We start from the raw sequence: 14,249 nt of genomic DNA, 5'->3' as shown, positions 1-14,249 counted from the left end.
TTCAGAACCAACACAGTGGACGCGAGCAACTGAGGACAAGCCCTCGGCCTATTAGTACCGGTCACCTCCAGCGGTTACCCGCCTTCCAGATCCGGCCTATCAACCCAGTCGTCTACTGGGAGCCTTAACCCCTCAAAGGGGGTGGGAATACTCATCTCGAAGCAGGCTTCCCGCTTAGATGCTTTCAGCGGTTATCCCTCCCGAACGTAGCCAACCAGCCATGCCCTTGGCAGGACAACTGGCACACCAGAGGTTCGTCCGTCCCGGTCCTCTCGTACTAGGGACAGCCCTTCTCAATATTCCTACGCGCACAGCGGATAGGGACCGAACTGTCTCACGACGTTCTAAACCCAGCTCGCGTACCGCTTTAATGGGCGAACAGCCCAACCCTTGGGACCGACTCCAGCCCCAGGATGCGACGAGCCGACATCGAGGTGCCAAACCATCCCGTCGATATGGACTCTTGGGGAAGATCAGCCTGTTATCCCCGGGGTACCTTTTATCCGTTGAGCGACGGCGCTTCCACAAGCCACCGCCGGATCACTAGTCCCGACTTTCGTCCCTGCTCGACCCGTCGGTCTCACAGTCAAGCTCCCTTGTGCACTTACACTCAACACCTGATTACCAACCAGGCTGAGGGAACCTTTGGGCGCCTCCGTTACTCTTTAGGAGGCAACCGCCCCAGTTAAACTACCCATCAGACACTGTCCCTGATCCGGATCACGGACCCAGGTTAGACATCCAGCACGACCAGAGTGGTATTTCAACGACGACTCCCCCTGAGCTGGCGCTCAGAGTTCAAAGTCTCCCACCTATCCTACACAAGCCGAACCGAACACCAATATCAAACTGTAGTAAAGGTCCCGGGGTCTTTCCGTCCTGCTGCGCGAAACGAGCATCTTTACTCGTAGTGCAATTTCACCGGGCCTATGGTTGAGACAGTCGAGAAGTCGTTACGCCATTCGTGCAGGTCGGAACTTACCCGACAAGGAATTTCGCTACCTTAGGATGGTTATAGTTACCACCGCCGTTTACTGGCGCTTAAGTTCTCAGCTTCGCCAAACCGAAGTTTGACTAACCGGTCCCCTTAACGTTCCAGCACCGGGCAGGCGTCAGTCCGTATACATCGCCTTACGGCTTCGCACGGACCTGTGTTTTTAGTAAACAGTCGCTTCTCGCTGGTCTCTGCGGCCACCCCCAGCTCACCGAGTAAATCGGATCACCAAAGATGGCCCCCCTTCTCCCGAAGTTACGGGGGCATTTTGCCGAGTTCCTTAACCATAGTTCACCCGAACGCCTCGGTATTCTCTACCTGACCACCTGAGTCGGTTTAGGGTACGGGCCGCCATGAAACTCGCTAGAGGCTTTTCTCGACAGCATAGGATCATCCACTTCACCACAATCGGCTCGGCATCAGGTCTCAGCCTTGATGTGTGACGGATTTGCCTATCACACGGCCTACACCCTTACCCCGGGACAACCACCGCCCGGGATGGACTACCTTCCTGCGTCACCCCATCACTCACCTACTGCAGGTCTGGTCCGTCGGCTCCACCACTCCCCTTTGCCCGAAGGCTCCAGGGCGGCTTCACGGACTTAGCATCGCCTGGTTCAATGTTTGACGCTTCACAGCGGGTACCGGAATATCAACCGGTTATCCATCGACTACGCCTGTCGGCCTCGCCTTAGGTCCCGACTTACCCTGGGCAGATCAGCTTGACCCAGGAACCCTTAGTCAATCGGCGCACACGTTTCTCACGTGTGTATCGCTACTCATGCCTGCATTCTCACTCGTGAACCGTCCACCACTGCCTTCCGGCGCGGCTTCACCCGGCACACGACGCTCCCCTACCCATCACAGCAGGCGTTGGCCCTATTGCTGCAATGACACGACTTCGGCGGTACGCTTGAGCCCCGCTACATTGTCGGCGCGGAATCACTAGACCAGTGAGCTATTACGCACTCTTTCAAGGGTGGCTGCTTCTAAGCCAACCTCCTGGTTGTCTGTGCGACTCCACATCCTTTCCCACTTAGCGTACGCTTAGGGGCCTTAGTCGATGCTCTGGGCTGTTTCCCTCTCGACCATGGAGCTTATCCCCCACAGTCTCACTGCCGCGCTCTCACTTACCGGCATTCGGAGTTTGGCTAAGGTCAGTAACCCGGTAGGGCCCATCGCCTATCCAGTGCTCTACCTCCGGCAAGAAACACACGACGCTGCACCTAAATGCATTTCGGGGAGAACCAGCTATCACGGAGTTTGATTGGCCTTTCACCCCTAACCACAGGTCATCCCCCAGGTTTTCAACCCTGGTGGGTTCGGTCCTCCACGACCTCTTACAGCCGCTTCAACCTGCCCATGGCTAGATCACTCCGCTTCGGGTCTTGAGCGCGCTACTAAATCGCCCTATTCGGACTCGCTTTCGCTACGGCTTCCCCACACGGGTTAACCTCGCAACACACCGCAAACTCGCAGGCTCATTCTTCAAAAGGCACGCAGTCACGAGATACGTGCAAGCACGTATCCGACGCTCCCACGGCTTGTAGGCACACGGTTTCAGGTACTATTTCACTCCGCTCCCGCGGTACTTTTCACCATTCCCTCACGGTACTATCCGCTATCGGTCACCAGGGAATATTTAGGCTTAGCGGGTGGTCCCGCCAGATTCACACGGGATTTCTCGGGCCCCGTGCTACTTGGGTGTTTCTCAAACGAGCCGTTGATGTTTCGACTACGGGGGTCTTACCCTCTACGCCGGACCTTTCGCATGTCCTTCGCCTACATCAACGGTTTCTGACTCGTCTCACGGCCGGCAGACCGTGAAAGAGAAATCCCACAACCCCACATACGCAACCCCTGCCGGGTCTCACACGCATATGGTTTGGCCTCATCCAGTTTCGCTCGCCACTACTCCCGGAATCACGGTTGTTTTCTCTTCCTGCGGGTACTGAGATGTTTCACTTCCCCGCGTTCCCTCCACTTGCCCTATGTGTTCAGGCAAGGGTGACAGCCCATGACGACTGCCGGGTTTCCCCATTCGGAAACCCCCGGATCAAAGCCTGGTTGACGACTCCCCGGGGACTATCGTGGCCTCCCACGTCCTTCATCGGTTCCTGGTGCCAAGGCATCCACCGTGCGCCCTTAAAAACTTGGCCACAGATGCTCGCGTCCACTGTGCAGTTCTCAAACAACGACCAACCACCCATCACCCCGAACCAGTAGTTCGAGTGCACTGGGGCCGGCACTGAAGGCAGCCAACGATCGGCCGTACCTTCAGACACCCAACAGCGTGCCCGACACCCTCGCCACTCAGATCAGCTTTCCACGCCCCGAAGGACAGTACTGGCAGCCTGAGATGACTGAAAGTGCCGAATAATCAACGTTCCACCCATGAGCAACCACCGTCGAACATCTGCCGACGTAATGGCCCTGGACCACCAGGCAAGCCTGGCAGCCTAGATGCTCCTTAGAAAGGAGGTGATCCAGCCGCACCTTCCGGTACGGCTACCTTGTTACGACTTCGTCCCAATCGCCAGTCCCACCTTCGACAGCTCCCTCCCACAAGGGGTTGGGCCACCGGCTTCGGGTGTTACCGACTTTCGTGACGTGACGGGCGGTGTGTACAAGGCCCGGGAACGTATTCACCGCAGCAATGCTGATCTGCGATTACTAGCAACTCCGACTTCATGGGGTCGAGTTGCAGACCCCAATCCGAACTGAGACAGGCTTTTTGAGATTCGCTCCGCCTCACGGCTTCGCAGCTCATTGTACCTGCCATTGTAGCACGTGTGCAGCCCAAGACATAAGGGGCATGATGACTTGACGTCGTCCCCACCTTCCTCCGAGTTGACCCCGGCAGTCTCCTGTGAGTCCCCATCACCCCGAAGGGCATGCTGGCAACACAGAACAAGGGTTGCGCTCGTTGCGGGACTTAACCCAACATCTCACGACACGAGCTGACGACAGCCATGCACCACCTGTACACCGACCACAAGGGGGGCACTATCTCTAATGCTTTCCGGTGTATGTCAAGCCTTGGTAAGGTTCTTCGCGTTGCGTCGAATTAAGCCACATGCTCCGCTGCTTGTGCGGGCCCCCGTCAATTCCTTTGAGTTTTAGCCTTGCGGCCGTACTCCCCAGGCGGGGAACTTAATGCGTTAGCTGCGGCACCGACGACGTGGAATGTCGCCAACACCTAGTTCCCACCGTTTACGGCGTGGACTACCAGGGTATCTAATCCTGTTCGCTCCCCACGCTTTCGCTCCTCAGCGTCAGTAATGGCCCAGAGATCCGCCTTCGCCACCGGTGTTCCTCCTGATATCTGCGCATTTCACCGCTACACCAGGAATTCCGATCTCCCCTACCACACTCTAGCCTGCCCGTATCGACTGCAGACCCGGGGTTAAGCCCCGGGCTTTCACAACCGACGTGACAAGCCGCCTACGAGCTCTTTACGCCCAATAATTCCGGACAACGCTTGCGCCCTACGTATTACCGCGGCTGCTGGCACGTAGTTAGCCGGCGCTTCTTCTGCAGGTACCGTCACTTTCGCTTCTTCCCTGCTGAAAGAGGTTTACAACCCGAAGGCCGTCATCCCTCACGCGGCGTCGCTGCATCAGGCTTTCGCCCATTGTGCAATATTCCCCACTGCTGCCTCCCGTAGGAGTCTGGGCCGTGTCTCAGTCCCAGTGTGGCCGGTCGCCCTCTCAGGCCGGCTACCCGTCGTCGCCTTGGTGAGCCACTACCTCACCAACAAGCTGATAGGCCGCGGGCTCATCCTTCACCGCCGGAGCTTTCAACCCACCCAGATGCCCAGGCAGGTATTATCCGGTATTAGACCCCGTTTCCAGGGCTTGTCCCAGAGTGAAGGGCAGATTGCCCACGTGTTACTCACCCGTTCGCCACTAATCCACCCCGAAGGGCTTCATCGTTCGACTTGCATGTGTTAAGCACGCCGCCAGCGTTCGTCCTGAGCCAGGATCAAACTCTCCGTGAATGTTTTCCCGTAATCGGGACGACACACACGAGAGCGGAACCAAGGGGAGGAATAATCCCCCGGTTCACAGCGTCCTCGCTGTGCGCCTACCCCAAGGGGCAGGACTTTTTCAAAGGAACCTCGTCCCAGCCGATCGGCCGGAGACGGGGTATCAACATATCTGGCGTTGATTTTTGGCACGCTGTTGAGTTCTCAAGGAACGGACGCTTCCTTTGTACTCACCCTCTCGGGCTTTCCTCCGGGCGCTTCCCTTCGGTCTTGCGTTTCCGACTCTATCAGACCGTTTCCGTATCCGATTTCCTCGGTGCTTTCCAGGTTTCCGCTTTCGCTTTTCCCTTTCCGGCGGTCCAAACAGTATCAGTGATTTTCCGTCTCTCTGACCACCCTCCTGCGGACATGCAGAAGGAGACCCCGAGATAGGATCTGACAAGTTGGATGCTGCCAGGCAACGACGCTTGGACGCGCCGCTCAGCCTCAAGCAGGAGTACGACTGTACAGGGGGCGTCGGAGCGGGCGCAAATCGTTTGCGCTGTGCGCTACGTCCGTCAACCGGAACCTCTCGTGCAGAACCGGCACTTCATATGACATACCCTGCTCAAACAGTGCGCCGTCCCGGACAGGCAGTGACGGCCCCTCATGAATCTCCACCCCCGGGAGGCTTCCCATGACCACCGTTACGTCCCCTCTTGCAGGACGCGCCATCGGACTCGCCGCGGTACCGGATCCCGTCTTCTCCGGCGCGATGGTCGGCCCCGGCACGGCGATCGACCCCGTGCGTGAGCCCTCGGAGGCCGTCGCGCCCGTGGACGGAGTGATCGTCTCGCTCCACCCGCACGCCTTCGTCGTCGTGGACGAACAAGGTCACGGCGTGCTCACGCACCTGGGCATCGACACCGTGCAGCTCAACGGCGAAGGCTTCGAGCTGCTCGTCAACAAGGGAGACACCGTGACGCGCGGTCAGGCCGTGCTGCGCTGGAACCCGGCGGCCGTGGAGCAGGCCGGAAAGTCGCCGATCTGCCCGGTCGTGGCGCTCGAGGCCACGGCAGACTCTCTCTCCGAGGTCCGTGAGGACGGCGACGTGAAGTCCGGCGACACCCTCTTCGCCTGGCAGTGACCTCGGTGCCGTCCTCGACGGCCCATCGCAAAACCACCGCGGCGGCGGGACCCGCCGCACTATTCGGAGACGGGTGAGATGGAGACAACGCTGCGAGGCGTCGGCGTGAGCCACGGTGTGGCGATCGGCGAGGTTCGGCACATGGGAACGGCGGTCCTCGAACCGCCTGCCAAGCAGATCCCGGCGGAGGACGCGGACCGCGAACAGGGGCGTGCCCGCCAGGCCGTCGAGGCGGTGGCGGCCGACCTGACCGCGCGCGGCAATCTGGCGGGCGGCGAGGCCCAGCACGTGCTCGAGGCGCAGGCGATGATGGCCCAGGACCCCGAGCTCATGGCGGATGTCGACCGGCGTATCGCCGTCGGCAGCACGGCCGAGCGCGCGGTGTACGACGCGTTCGCCTCGTACCGGGCTCTGCTGGCCGGTGCGGGTGAGTACCTCGCCGGTCGTGTGGCCGACCTCGACGACGTGCGGAACCGTATCGTCGCCCGGCTGCTCGGGGTGCCCATGCCGGGTGTTCCTGACAGTGACGAGCCCTACGTCCTCATCGCGCGCGACCTCGCCCCCGCGGACACGGCGCTGCTCGACCCCACGCTCGTGCTCGGCTTCGTCACCGAGGAAGGCGGGCCGACCAGCCACAGCGCGATCCTGGCGCGGGCCCTCGGCGTACCCGCCGTGGTCGCCCTCCCCGGTGCCGGCGAACTCGCCGAGGGCACCGTGATCGCAGTGGACGGCAGCAGCGGCGAGATCTTCGTCGAGCCCAGCACGGAGAAGAAGGCGCAGTTGCGGGCCGCCGCGGAGGCACGCAAGGCGGCGCTGTCCGTCTCGACCGGTCCCGGCGCCACCTCCGACGGACACAAGGTGCCGCTGCTCGCCAACGTCGGTGGACCGGCCGACGTGCCGGCCGCTGTGGAGGCCGGGGCCGAAGGCGTCGGCCTTTTCCGTACCGAGTTCCTCTTCCTGGACGACAGCAAGCAGGCGCCCTCCGAGGAGAAGCAGGTCGAGGCGTACCGGCAGGTGCTCGAGGCGTTCCCCGAGGGGCGTGTCGTGGTGCGTGTCCTGGACGCGGGCGCGGACAAGCCGCTCGAGTTCCTGACGCCGGCCGACGAACCGAACCCGGCACTGGGCGTGCGGGGTCTGCGTACCCTCCTCGACCACCCCGACGTGCTGCGCACGCAGCTGACGGCGCTGGCCAAGGCTTCCGAGGGGCTGCCGGTGCACCTCGAGGTGATGGCTCCGATGGTCGCGGACCGCATCGACGCCAAGGCCTTCGCCGACGCGTGCCGCGCCGCCGGGCTGCGGGCCAAGTTCGGTGCCATGGTGGAGATCCCGTCGGCCGCGCTGCGGGCGCGGGCGATCCTCCAGGAGGTCGAGTTCCTGTCCCTGGGCACGAACGACCTCGCGCAGTACACCTTCGCCGCGGACCGGCAGGTGGGCGCGGTGTCCCGCCTCCAGGACCCGTGGCAGCCCGCGTTGCTCGACCTGGTCGCGCTGTCCGCCGAGGCGGCGAAGGCCGAGGGCAGGAGCTGTGGTGTCTGCGGTGAGGCCGCGTCGGACCCGCTGCTCGCGTGTGTGCTGACCGGTCTGGGGATCACCTCCCTGTCGATGGGTGCCGCGTCCATTCCCTACGTCCGGGCGACGCTCGCCAAGTACACGCTCGCGCAGTGCGAACGGGCCGCCGCGGCCGCTCGCGCCGCGGACACGGCCGAGGAGGCCCGCACGGCGGCTCAGGCGGTGCTCTCCGGCGAGTGACCGCCGGGCCCTCGCGAGCGAGGGCCCGCCGCCGAGGGGCGCTCCACCCGCGGGTGGGGCGCCCCTTCGCGTTCAGTGGGTGTGGTCCGTCGTCCTTCCTTCGGGTCCGAGGTCGGGCGGAACGCAGTAGTCGACGCCCGACTCCGGTGAGACGAGATCTCCGGACGCGGCGTCGGTGCAGTAGGCGTCGAAGACCTCGCCCGCGGTGAGGGGCTCCAGTCCGTCGCCGCGCAGGCGCCATCCGTAGACGCGGTCGGTCGTGTCGGGGGCCGTGGTGCGCATGACGAGGCCGCCGGCGCTCCGGGTGGCGATGCCCAGGGCGAGGACCGTGGTGAATTCCAGGGCTTCCGCTTCGTCGAGGCGGGCGGTGCCCCCGGCGTCGTCGTCCGCTCGGAGCGCGGCGACGAGTGCTTCGGGTGCCGTCGAGACGCTGCACACGAGATGGCGCTCGCCGGGACCCGCGGTGTCGAGGACCCGGGCGAGGAGGTGGGAAGCCCGGGCGAAGGAGGCGCGTCCGATGTCCTCCCCGCAGGAGGCGCAGTTCCCGACGCGGGCCAGGAGCGTCGTCGCGTACTCCCAGGTCGCTTTGCGGACGGCTTCGTCGATCAGGTCCGGAACGAGTTCGGCGAGGGGCTGGCCCCGGTACGGAACGGTGGAGCCGGTGGTGGACAGTTCGGCGGTGAAACGGGTGCGGCTGGCGGCGGCGTCGGGTTCGAGGCCGTTGTGGACGCAGAACTCCGCGTACTCCTCGGGGTCGAAGAGTGCCACCGTGGTGTGGCCGCCCTCGGCCGCGAGGGTTCGCAGCAGGGATTCCACCTGCTGGAGGTAGGCCGTGTGGTCGTCGAAGGTGAAGGTGCGGTAGCGCCGCATCGCCGTGAAGTCGTGCGCGTCGGTCAGCAGACCGATCGTGCCGGCGATTTCACGGCGCAGGACGCGTCGCATGGTCTGGTGTTCGGTGTGCGCCATTGTTCCCCCTGTGCACGGTCGATCAATGCTCACTCACAGTAACTGGCGGCACTGACAGCGGCCTGCGGGCGAGGTGCTCGCGGACCGTTCGGCGTGGGAACGGGCAGGTCATGGGCGGGGTGGTGCGCCGGGGCCGTGCGGCCGCCGGGCAGGGCTCGACGGCCGCGGTGACAGTGAGTGGCCCGGTGCCGTGCCGGGCGGACGGGGGGAGTCCGAGGCCGCCCGGCCGGGCGGGGCGCGGAGGCCGGTCAGCCGCGCTCGCGGGCCAGTTCCTCGTAGAACCTCAGCAGTTCGACGTTGTCCACGGACCCGATGTTGACCGCCTTCTCCAGAGGCGCGCCCTGCAGCAGTCGCTTGACCGGGACCTCGATGCGTTTGCCCGTGAGCGTGTGCGGGACGCCGGGAACCTCGATGACCTCGTCGGGGACATGGCGCGGGGAGAGCTGTTCGCGGATGGTCCGCTTGATGCGGTTCAGCAGGCCTTCGTCGAGTACGGCTCCGGCGGCGAGATGGACGAAGAGGGGCATCCAGTAGCCGCCGTCGGGCAGTTCGACGCCGATGACCAGCGACTCCTTGATCTCCGGGAGCCGTTCGACGGCCTCGTAGATGTCGGCCGACCCCATGCGTACGCCCTGGCGGTTGAGCGTGGAGTCGGAGCGGCCGTGGATGACCACCGAGTCGCGCGACGTGACGGTGATCCAGTCCCCGTGACGCCACACTCCGGGATAGGTGTCGAAGTAACTGTCGTGGTACCGGCTGCCGTCGGGGTCGTTCCAGAAGCGGATGGGCATGGAAGGCATCGGGTTGGTGACCACGAGCTCACCGACTTCGTCGATGACGGGCTTGCCGCTGGGGTCCCAGGACTGGAGGTCGGTGCCGAGGCCCGCCGCCTGGAGCTCGCCGATGTACACCGGGAGAGTGGGCACGGCTCCCGCGAAGCAGGAGCACACGTCGGTCCCCCCGCTGACGGAGGCGATCCACAGATCCTCGCGCACCTCGTCGTGCAGCCAGCGGAAACCGTCGGGGGGAAGGGGCGAGCCGGTGGTCGCGACGCATCGCACGCGTGTGAGGTCGGCGTCGCGTGCGGGGTGCACCCCCGCCTTGCGGCACGCCATGACGTAGGCGGCGGACGTACCGAAGAGCGTCGCTCCCGTACGTTCGGCGACGCGCCACTGGGCACCGGTGTCCGGGTAGCCGGGACTGCCGTCGTACAGGACGATCGTGGTGCCCGTGAGCAGGCCGGAGACGAGGAAGTTCCACATCATCCAGCCGGTCGACGTGTACCAGAAGAAGCGGTCCTCGGTGCCCAGGTCGCAGTGCAGACCGAGCTGCTTCAGGTGTTCGACGAGGATGCCGCCCTGGGACTGGACGATCGCCTTGGGCAGGCCGGTCGTTCCCGAGGAGTAGAGCACCCACAGGGGGTGGTCGAACGGCACCGGTTCGAATTCCGGCTCCACGTCGGCGGAGGTCAGCGCGGACCACTCCAGGGCGCCGTCGGGGGCCTCGGTGCCGAGCAGCGGGATGTGGACGACGGCACGCAGGGTGGGCAGTTCGCCGCGCAGTTCGGCGACCACGTCGCGGCGGTCGTGCTCCTTGCCGCCGTATCGGTAGCCGTCGACCGTGAAGAGCACGACGGGTTCGACCTGCTGGAAGCGGTCGAGGACGCTGCGGGCTCCGAAGTCGGGGGCGCAGGAGGTCCACACCGCTCCCACGGCGGCCGTGGCGAGCAGGGCGACCACGGCCTGCGGAACGTTCGGGAGATAGCCGCTGACGCGGTCGCCCGGACGTACGCCGAGGGCGCGCAGACCGGCGGCCAGGGAGCCGACCTGGCGGCGCAGTTCGGACCAGCTCACGGGGGTCGGTTCGTGGGTCTCGTCGACGTGAAGGAGCGCCGGTTCGTCCCCGCGGGTCCCGGCGGCGCGCAGGGCGTGCTCGGCGTAGTTGAGGGTCGCCCCGGGGAACCATTCGGCGCCGGGCATCGACCGGTCGCCGAGCACGCGCGTGTACGGGGTCGAGAAGCGGACGTCGAACCACTCCGTGAGGGCTTTCCAGAAGGTGTCCAGTTCACCCACCGACCAGCGGTGCAGTGCCGCGTAGCCGCCGTGGGACGGAGCTCCGTGGTGCTCGGCCGCCCAGGCCTGGAACTTCGTGATCTGTGCGTGGGCGATGCGCTCTGGGTCGGGCTGCCAGAGCGGTGAGGGGTTCGCGGTGGACATGGAGGGGCTCCCGGACTGTGCGCGTCGTGTGCGTCGGTCGCGCACGAGCTGGGGTGTGCGCGTCGCGCGGCTGACACGGACGATGCCATGTGATCGACTTCAGCACCAGGGTGCGCCACACATAGTCGGCGACGTGAAGATGTGCCCTCACCACGGGTGAACGGAAGTTGAACGACTCACCCGTTCGGTGGAGGCAATGGCAGGGTGAGCAGCATGGATGGTCGTGACCTGGTGCGTTCGGTGAAGGCGGTCGGTTCGACGGGGGCGGCCCAAGGGTTGCGGACCGTGCGGGCCGCATGGCGCAGGCGGCGTGCCGATGCCGCCGGGCTGCCGCGGCGGGGAGCCGAGCGTGCGCGGGTGCCGGGCCCTGTCCAGGACGTGGAGCCGGGGCCGGGCGGCGGTGTCGTCCGGTTCGACCGCTCCGAACTGCGGATCATGGTCGCGGTGAGCGGCGCGGTGTTCTGGGGCTGGGACGGCGCCGGTCCGGAGCCGTCGTACGCGCTCGCCGGACGTTGTCCTGAGCCGGATCCGCGGGCCGTCCTGGAGCCCGACAAGGACGGCGGGTGGCGGGTGGTGGCCGAACGGGTGACGGTCGCCGTCTCGCGGCACGGCGCCGTCGAGGTGCGCACCCCTGGCGGGGTGATCCTGCGCCGCGATCTGCCGCCGCGCTGGTGGGAGCCGGTGGCCGGGGGCGCGGCGCGCTGGATGCAGCGTTCGGAAGTGGCCGCCGACGCCCGGTTCTTCGGTCTGGGCGGGCGCGCGGCGGGTCCCCGGCTGCGCGACGGCACGTACCGGTTGTGGAACACCGATCCGGGGCGGCCCTTCGCGCCCGGTGACGACCCGCTGTACATCACCATGCCCGTGCAGATGGTGGTCGCCGACGCGGCCACCCATCTCGTGTTCCACGACACCTCGTGGGACGGCACGGTGGCCCTGCGCGAGGGCGAGGAGGGCGCGGGCTCCGGACACGACCGGGCCGGGACGTGCGAGCTGCGGATGGACGGCGGTCCGCTGCGCTGCTGGGTGATGGTGGGCACCCCCGCGCGCGTGCTGCACGCCTGGGTGTCGCTGGCCGGGGCGCCGGCGCTGCCTCCCGCCTGGGCGCTGGGTCACCATCACGCGCGCTGGGGCTTCGGCAGCGAGCAGGAGGTGCGACGGATCGTCGCGGGCTATCAGGAGCGTGATCTGCCGCTCGACGCGGTCCATCTGGACATCGACCACTACGACGCGCATCAGGTGTTCACGGTCGACCGGGAGCGCTTCCCGGGGCTGCCGGCGCTCGCCGCGGATCTGCGTCGTGACGGCATCCGGCTGGTGTCGATCGTCGACGCGGCCGTGAAGGCCGAGCCGGGCAACGCGGTGTACGACCGTGGCGTCGCCGAGAACGCCTTCGTGAGGGATGCCTCGGGCCGGGCCGTACGCAGTGTCGTGTGGCCCGGGGACTCGGTCCATCCGGACTTCACGGACGCGCGCGTGCGGCAGTGGTGGGGCGGTCTCTACGAGGAGCGGCTCGCGCAGGGCTTCGCGGGGTTCTGGCACGACATGAACGAACCGACGTCGTTCACGGCCTTCGGGGAGTCGACGCTGCCGCGGTCGGCGCGGCACTCCCTGGAGGGGCGCGGGGGCGACCACCGGGAGGCGCACAACGTGTACGCCCTGGGGATGGCGCGGGCCGCGTACGAGGGTCTGCGTCATCTGGTCCCCCAGGAGCGGCCGTTCCTCTTCTCGCGCTCCGGGTGGGCCGGAATGCAGCGCTACGGGGGGACGTGGTCCGGGGACGTGGCCACCGGCTGGCCCGGGTTGCGGGCGTCGCTGTCGCTGGTGCTGGGGCTCGGTCTGTGCGGTGTGCCGTACTCGGGGCCGGACGTGGGCGGCTTCGACGGGAGTCCGTCGCCGGAGCTGTATCTGCGGTGGTTCCAGCTGGGCGCGTATCTCCCGCTGTTCCGTACGCACGCGAGTCCGCGGGCGGGGCGCCGGGAGCCCTGGGAGTTCGGTGCCGACGTTCTGGAGCACGCGCGCGTGGCCCTCGTGGAGCGGCGGCGGCTCTCGCCGTACTTCATGACGCTCGCGCATCTGGCGGCCCGTACCGGAGCGCCGTACGCGCGTCCGGTGTGGTGGGGCGCGCCCGAGGACCGGGCGTTGCGCGACTGCGAGGACACCTTCCTGCTCGGCGACTGTCTCCTCGTGGCGCCGGTGCTGGACCACGGGGCGGACCGGCGCGCGGTGCAGCTGCCGCGGGGCCGCTGGTACGACACCGTCACCGAGGAGGCGTACGAGGGGCCGGCCCAGGTGCTGCTGGACGCCCCTTTGTCGCGGATTCCGGTCCTGGCGCGCGCGGGTGCCGTTCTGCCCGTCCTGGGCGAGGACGGGCGTCTGGAGCTGGAGGTGTGGGCCCCCGCGCGCGGGCGGACCGGTGGTGGCCTGGTCGTGCCCGACGGGGGCGACGGCTGGGACGAGCCGGAGGTGGAGCGCTATGTGACGCGCTGGGAAGAGACGGGCGTGGTCGTCCGGCGGGACGGGGACGACGGTACGTGCGAGCCGGGGCGACCCGTTCGGATACGCGGTCTCGGGGCGCCCTGAAGGGCCACGCGGGCCCCTGGGAATCCTGTCAGTACCGTCCCTCGAACCATGCCCGGACCGCCAGGGTGTGCAGCGGGAAGGCGAGTTCGGCCGGTCGGCGCAGCAGGTGCCAGCCCTCGGTCTCGTCCGTGGCGGCGGAGACCGGCAGGTCGGCCGCCGGTCGCTCGGGGAGGAGCCCGAAGAGCAGCAGGTGACCGGCGGGCGAGCTCATCGCGTCGGCGAGGCGTACCTCACGGCCGGCGGCGTCGATGCCGGTCTCTTCCCTGAGCTCCCGGACGACCGCGTGCCGCCAGTCCTCCCGGTCGTCGATGAAGCCTCCGGGCAGGGCGATGCCCCCGCGCGCGGGGCTGATGGTCCGTGTGATGACGACCAGGGCGGTGCCCTGGGCGTCGTAGACGGGTTGCAGGGCCACCGCTACCGGCAAGGGGCTGCGGTAGGCGACGGCACCGCAGGCGGCGCAGGTGCGGGGCCAGCCGGAGATGCCCTCTCCGTAGGGTGCTCCGCAACTCGAGCAGTGCGAGTCGGGGGCGAAGTCGGCGGGTGGGTGCGGGGTTTCGGACACGCCGGGACTGTAACCGATCACCCGGCTCCGGCTTCGGGCGCCTCCGTACTCGTCGGTCCTTGTGCGTC

6 protein-coding genes and 2 rRNA genes are annotated in these 14,249 nt (G+C 66.3%); 3 read left to right on the top strand and 5 right to left on the bottom strand.

The window, feature by feature from the left end; all coding sequences use genetic code 11:
• Window positions 1–31: 31 nt before the first annotated feature.
• Window positions 32–3,153: ribosomal RNA gene (locus GFH48_RS33200) — 23S ribosomal RNA — on the bottom strand.
• 315 nt (window positions 3,154–3,468) lie between these two features.
• Window positions 3,469–4,994 (bottom strand): 16S ribosomal RNA (locus GFH48_RS33195).
• Together the 16S and 23S rRNA genes form the textbook arrangement of a ribosomal RNA operon.
• A gap of 664 nt (window positions 4,995–5,658) precedes the next feature.
• On the opposite strand from GFH48_RS33195, the gene GFH48_RS33190 reads away from it, so the two are divergent.
• Window positions 5,659–6,108 carry a PTS sugar transporter subunit IIA gene (locus tag GFH48_RS33190; protein WP_153291774.1) on the top strand — a complete coding sequence of 150 codons (450 nt, stop codon included), beginning with the start codon at window positions 5,659–5,661 and terminating at the stop codon, window positions 6,106–6,108.
• Window positions 6,109–6,186: 78 nt separating this feature from the next.
• Window positions 6,187–7,857 carry a phosphoenolpyruvate--protein phosphotransferase gene (ptsP, locus tag GFH48_RS33185; RefSeq protein ID WP_153291773.1) on the top strand — a complete coding sequence of 557 codons (1,671 nt, stop codon included), beginning with the start codon at window positions 6,187–6,189 and terminating at the stop codon, window positions 7,855–7,857.
• 72 nt (window positions 7,858–7,929) lie between these two features.
• Here the strand turns inward: ptsP and GFH48_RS33180 are convergent, their stop codons facing one another.
• Together GFH48_RS33180 and GFH48_RS33175 are read right to left on the bottom strand one after the other, a co-directional pair.
• Window positions 7,930–8,823, bottom strand: a complete 894-nt coding sequence (locus GFH48_RS33180; RefSeq protein ID WP_153291772.1) for a hypothetical protein — start codon at window positions 8,821–8,823, stop codon at window positions 7,930–7,932.
• Window positions 8,824–9,071: 248 nt separating this feature from the next.
• On the bottom strand, window positions 9,072–11,039 hold the full coding sequence (locus tag GFH48_RS33175; protein ID WP_153291771.1) for an acetoacetate--CoA ligase: 1,968 nt from the start codon (window positions 11,037–11,039) through the stop codon (window positions 9,072–9,074).
• A gap of 213 nt (window positions 11,040–11,252) precedes the next feature.
• On the opposite strand from GFH48_RS33175, the gene GFH48_RS33170 reads away from it, so the two are divergent.
• Window positions 11,253–13,619 carry a glycoside hydrolase family 31 protein gene (locus tag GFH48_RS33170; RefSeq protein ID WP_153291770.1) on the top strand — a complete coding sequence of 789 codons (2,367 nt, stop codon included), beginning with the start codon at window positions 11,253–11,255 and terminating at the stop codon, window positions 13,617–13,619.
• A 28-nt stretch (window positions 13,620–13,647) separates the two neighbouring features.
• On the opposite strand, the gene GFH48_RS33165 is transcribed toward GFH48_RS33170, so the two are convergent.
• Window positions 13,648–14,181, bottom strand: coding sequence for an NUDIX domain-containing protein (locus GFH48_RS33165; RefSeq protein ID WP_153291769.1), 534 nt, complete (start codon window positions 14,179–14,181; stop codon window positions 13,648–13,650).
• Between the last annotated feature and the right edge of the window lie 68 nt (window positions 14,182–14,249).

It is taken from the genome of Streptomyces fagopyri (assembly GCF_009498275.1).
In the GTDB taxonomy this organism is placed as follows: domain Bacteria; phylum Actinomycetota; class Actinomycetes; order Streptomycetales; family Streptomycetaceae; genus Streptomyces; species Streptomyces fagopyri.
This window is presented reverse-complemented; position numbering and strand designations above follow the sequence as displayed.